At 33.3% G+C, this 5,874-nt stretch carries 4 protein-coding genes; 3 read left to right on the forward strand and 1 reads right to left on the reverse strand.

Annotated features, from left to right (window positions below):
* Positions 1 to 22 precede the first annotated feature (22 nt).
* The 3 genes from FPG59_RS13180 to FPG59_RS13190 all read left to right on the forward strand — a co-directional run bounded on the left by FPG59_RS13180 (position 23) and on the right by FPG59_RS13190 (position 5,029).
* A complete protein-coding gene (locus tag FPG59_RS13180; protein WP_086455052.1) occupies positions 23 to 1,720 on the forward strand; it encodes a M23 family metallopeptidase in 1,698 nt (565 codons plus the stop codon).
* An 11-nt stretch (positions 1,721 to 1,731) separates the two neighbouring features.
* Complete coding sequence (locus FPG59_RS13185; protein ID WP_176330751.1) at positions 1,732 to 4,200, forward strand: carboxypeptidase-like regulatory domain-containing protein; 2,469 nt, start codon at positions 1,732 to 1,734, stop codon at positions 4,198 to 4,200.
* A 106-nt stretch (positions 4,201 to 4,306) separates the two neighbouring features.
* Complete coding sequence (locus tag FPG59_RS13190; RefSeq protein ID WP_086455053.1) at positions 4,307 to 5,029, forward strand: hypothetical protein; 723 nt, start codon at positions 4,307 to 4,309, stop codon at positions 5,027 to 5,029.
* A 132-nt stretch (positions 5,030 to 5,161) separates the two neighbouring features.
* Here FPG59_RS13190 and FPG59_RS13195 read toward each other — a convergent pair.
* Positions 5,162 to 5,874 (reverse strand): DUF3667 domain-containing protein (locus FPG59_RS13195; protein ID WP_086455054.1); only part of this gene is annotated, 713 nt, incomplete at its 5' end.

The raw sequence follows: 5,874 nt of genomic DNA on the forward strand, positions 1-5,874 counted from the left end.
TATCTTAGCCAAAATGTAAATTATGAGATTTTTTGCCCTTTTTGTGTTTTTTTGCAGCTCTATTCAAGCGCAAAATGAATATCCAAAAGATTATTTTCGTTCACCTCTTGATATTCCTATGCAATTGTCTGGAAATTTTGGGGAATTAAGACCCAATCATTTTCATGCGGGTTTTGATTTGAAAACCCAACAAAAGGAGGGTTTAAAGGTTTATTCCGTAGCTGATGGATATGTGTCTAGAATTAAAATTTCTACTTTTGGTAACGGAAAAACAATTTATATTAATCATCCTAATGGGTATACTTCTGTTTATGGGCATTTAAATAAGGCTGAAGGTGATATTGAATCGTACATAAAAAAAACTCACTATAAAGAGCAATCTTTTGAGATTGAAATGTTTTTAAAACCTGAAGAATTGCCTGTAAAAAAAGGAGATGTGATTGCTTTGTCTGGAAATACAGGAGCTTCTGAAGGTCCGCATTTGCATTTTGAATTTAGAGATACAAAAACAGAATTTGTTATAAACCCACTACTTTTTGGTTTTGATGCTTTTTTAATAGACACTAAAAAGCCTATTGTTACGGGTGTTTATGTCTATCCTCTTGATAGTAAAACTACCGTAAATAATGCAAAGCGCCCTGTTTTGTTGAACGTTTCTTTGCAAAAAGATGGAACGTACATGGCTGATAAAGTCTTGTCAAATGGTGTGATTGGTTTTGGTATAACAGCTCATGACATTGATGATGTATCATTTAATAATAATGGTGTTTATAAGGTTCAAACATTTTTGAACGGCAAACCAAATTTTGGGTATGAATTTAATACCTATTCTTTTACTGACATGAGGTATATCAATGCTTTAATTGATTATTCTCGATATAAAAAAATGCAACAGCGAGTGCAAAAACTTTTTATGAAAGCTCCTTATGATTTACGTTTTATACAAGCCGATGAAAATAAAGGGATTTTGCAGGTTTCTCCTAACTTAGCCTCATTATATAGAATTGAAGTTTCAGATTATTTTGGTAACAAGAGAACAATTTCTATACCCATCCATTATGATTTGTTACCTACAATTATTGGCACAGATCAGCCGCAGTCTAAATATTTTGTAAAAGCGTTAAATGACAGTAATTTTGAACTTGGAAATATGTCAGTATTTTTTCCTGCAGGCACTTTTTATGAAGATTTCAATATGAATTTTAATGTTGTTAATGATACTTTGTTTTTACATGATGATACAGTTCCAGCTCATTCTAATTTTACAATTACAATTGAAGATGCAAAGAGTACTGAAGAGCAACGTCAAAAAATGTTTATTGGCAAAGTGCAAGGCGGTAAAGTAAGTTACAATTCTACTTACAGAAAGGATAGTGTTTTTTCTACGAAAGTAAAGGTTTTGGGAAATTACAAGTTGGTATCAGACACGGTGGCGCCTACAGTAACGATGGCAAATCCTATTGAAGGCAAATGGATTAATGAGCAAAAGTCTTTGCAGCTTACTATAAGTGATGCTTTATCCGGAATTAAAACCTATAACGGATACTTGAATGGGAAATGGGTCCTTTTTGAATACGATAATAAAACTCGAAAAATCACTCATATTTTGAATCCAGAATTTTTACAAGAGGGTGCTAATAATTTAAAAGTAGACGTTACTGATAATATGGGGAATTCAACTACTTTTGAAACACGTTTTTATAGAGGTCAGAAAAAATAAATCCAAATCAATTGAGTACTACTAAATTCTTTTTTCTTTTATCGATTATTTGTTTTGGTTTTTCAGTAACTGCACAAACTGCAAGAATACGCGGTATTGTTTTGAATGAAAACAAGCAACCTTTAGAAAATGTCAATATTACATTTGACGGTTTTAATACACAGTCTAATGAGAATGGTTTTTATGATGTTAAAGTCCCGGCAAATCAAAAAGTAACAGTTGTTTTTACACACGTTTCTCTTAAAAAAATTACTGTTGTTTTTATGCTTGAGGCTAATGAGCAAAAGGAATTTAACCCTATAATGAACAGTCAGGCAGAGCAAATGGGAGAGGTTGTTGTAGTGACTGGGAATAGGAGTGTGGTTCAGGGAATAGTAAATCTAGAACCCGAAATGATTCGAAAAATTCCGGGTGCCAATGCAGGAGTTGAAAATATTTTAAAATCCTTGCCAGGTGTGAATTCCAATAATGAGTTAAGCACCCAATATGCTGTGCGTGGTGGGAATTATGATGAAAATTTAGTCTATGTAAACGAGATTGAAGTCTATCGTCCATTTTTGATTCGCTCAGGTCAGCAAGAAGGTTTGAGTTTTACCAATACTGATTTGGTTCATAATGTCGATTTCTCTGCTGGAGGTTTTCAAGCTAAGTATGGAGACAAACTGTCATCGGTATTAGATATTACTTATAGAAAGCCAACCACTTTTGGCGCAAGCCTTGAAGCTAGTTTTCTTGGCGGAAGCATAGCTGTTGATGCGGTTTCTAAAGATAAAAAATGGTCAGCTGTAACAGGATTACGCTATAGAAATAATTCACTACTTGTGAACAGTCAGGAAACGCAAACTAATTTTACACCAACGTTTGCTGATATTCAAACCAATATTAATTATCAGGCTTCGGCTAAATGGCAGTGGAGTTTTTTAGGAAACATTTCTCAAAATAAATACCAATATCGTCCTTTATCACGCGTTTCAAATTTTGGAACACTTGACAGCCCTATGGCACTTACGGTTTTTTATGAGGGACAAGAGAAAGACAAATACGATACTTATTTTGGAGCAATTAAATCAGTCTTTAATGTTTCGGATAATTTTACGTTAAAATTTATAGGTTCCATCTTCCATACGTTAGAACAAGAATATTTTGATATATTGGCGCAATATAGACTAGGTGAAGTAGATACTAATATTGGTTCAGAAACTCTAGGTGACGTTTCATTCACAAGAGGTATAGGATCACAGCTAAGTCACGCTAGGAATGATCTTGATGCCTTAATTGTAAATACTGAAATAAAAGGATTTCAGGACTGGAAAAATAGCCAAATAGAATGGGGTGTTAAGTATACTCGTGAATCTATTAGAGATAGAATAATAGAGTGGGAGGTCATTGATTCTGCTGGTTTTGCATTGAATCCACCTATTTTAAATTTGCCAAAAAACGATCAGCCTTATACTCCTTACACGGGACCGTTGGTTCCTTATCAAGACATACGAGCTACAAATTTCAATTCTATAAATCGGTTTTCAGGTTACGGACAATGGAGTTTAAAATCAAATTTAGGAACGAATGAAGTTTGGTATAATGCAGGAATCCGAATGCACAATTGGGAAGTTTCTGGCGCCAGTTCATTGGGTAAGTCTCAATTTACAATAAGTCCAAGAGCTCAGTTTGCCATTAAACCAAATTGGAAACAAGATGTTGTTTTTCGTATTTCTGGAGGTCTTTATCATCAACCGCCTTTCTATAGAGAGCTTAGGGATGGAGACGGCATTGTACAGCCCAATACTAAAGCGCAACAATCTTTTCATATTGTTTTAGGAAATGACTATAGTTTTAAATTGTGGGATCGTCCTTTTAAGTTACTTTCTGAAGTATATTACAAGTCTATAACGGATGCTAATATTTACACGATTGATAATGTACGCATACGGTATGCAGCTAATAACAGTGCAGTGGCTTACGCCCAAGGTGTAGATGTGCGTTTGAATGGTGAGTTTGTACCTGGAACCGAATCGTGGATCAGTTTTGGGTATTTAAAAACCGAGGAAAACAGCAATGATAGGGGTTTTATAGCCAGACCCACAGATCAACGCTTAAAGTTTGCGATGCTTTTTCAAGATTACATGCCTAATATTCCAAGTGTAAAATTGTATTTGAATTTAGTCTACAATACAGGATTACCAGGCGGATCACCATCTTATGCAGATCCTTATTTGTATCAAAAACGATTGAATGATTACCGTAGAGTTGATATAGGCTTTTCTAAAGTATTTATTGATAATACCACAAAGAAAAGAAGCTCGGGTTTATTTAAAGATTGTAAAGAATTAGCTCTAGGATTAGAAATTTTTAATCTTTTTAACAATCAAAATGCTATTACAAATACTTGGGTTAGGGACGTATACTCTAAAAATCAATATGCAATACCAAATTACATGACCACACGAGTTTTTAATGTGAAGTTGACTGCTAAGTTGTAAGGTTTTTTTAATACCCAGTTTCATTCTTTTTATTCATTAAATTGTACAAGGTATAAGGTTGCTATTTTTAAAAATGATTACATTTGAGTTTTAATACCATCAGCACATGAAAAAAATACATTTCACTTGTTTAGGAATTGCATTGCTATTTTTAGCAAGTTGTAAAGAGGATTCAGCAACGCCAAAAGTGACTTACGATGCAACTAATAAAGCAAAGTCCATTGTAAAGGCGGACTCAACCCAAATAGAAATAGCTGATTTGCCTTGGCAAATGGAAGGTACGGATTATTTAATTCATCCTATTGCTGATTTGAGTATTCGTGATCGCGGCGTTAAATCGCGTTATGGTTCATCAAGTGTTAATGATTTGAGCTTTACGATTTCCAATTATGGAGAATATGAAATTACAGGTTTTTTACAAAATATTAAATTCCAAAAAATCGATTCAGACTCTATAACCAAATTAACAGACAAACCAGTTTTGATACAAACAGCAACGTATTTGAAAACGGTTGCAGATAGAACCAGAAATCAAATCATGGTGTACACTATGGTTGATATGGATACCAACAAAGATGGTAAATTAGATACTAGCGATATAAAATCCTTGCATTTGAGCACCATAAGCGGGGAGCGTCTTACTAAAATCTCGCCTGACTTTCAGGAATTAATAGATTGGAAACTTCTAGCCTCTCGCAATCGTTTGTATTTTAGAACGGTTGAGGATACCAATAAAAATGGTCAATTTGATAAAAATGATTTGGTTCATTATTATTACACTGATTTGACCAGTAAAGAGTGGAAGATTACTGCTTACGAGCCAGTTTAATTGGTTTTTCTAAATCAAAATATCACTTTATAAATCTGATTTTTCTATCTTAAAATCAAAACCTAGTTATTCAACTAGTTGAATAACTAGGTTTTTTATATAAGGGATTTCGCTTTATATATTTTAACAGAATTATTGTTTTGGCTTGAAATACTCTAGTGATTCTGGTCCAGCGATTATGGCATAAACAACTCCACCTAAAACTGCAAATAGCGTTAAAAGTAAAAACAAAATAAATAAGAAAGTTAAAGTTAATAGTACGCGGCCAATTATGCTTTTTAGAGGTCTCGTGGGATAAAATCCTCTGAAAAACCAAACTAAAATAAAAGGAACACATAGGATGGTCAAACTCGAAATCATTTTAAAGTAGTCCATATTATTTTTAAATAGATATAGTAACGGACTAATTATAATAATGCTAAAGAGAGTGTAAACGCAAACGATATAAGCATTGATAACTACGTGTTCATAATAGTTATTGCCCCATTTTCTAAACGCAAGTTTGGTAGATAATGCAAAGACAGGTATGAGTAATAGCATCAAAATGGAGTTATAACTTTTAAGAGAAGTCATCACATCATTCATGTATTCAGAGCTGAGTGTTTCCTTTGCATAAAGTGTACTCATAATTTTTTCGAAACCAATTATCTTTACAGAGATAAATGTGGAGATACCAGTGAGCACAAATACTAACAATATTGGTTTATAATGATTTACTCTATTGCCGTCAATGAACGAACGGGCTGTTTTTCCTGGATTCTTGATAATGTTTTTTACAGAGTATAAAAAACCTTTGTTAGTATGTAAAAAAGTATATTGAATTTCATCCCAAATATATTTTTCAT

Origin of the sequence: Flavobacterium sp. FPG59 (assembly GCF_002150205.1) — a bacterium.
Lineage (GTDB): Bacteria > Bacteroidota > Bacteroidia > Flavobacteriales > Flavobacteriaceae > Flavobacterium.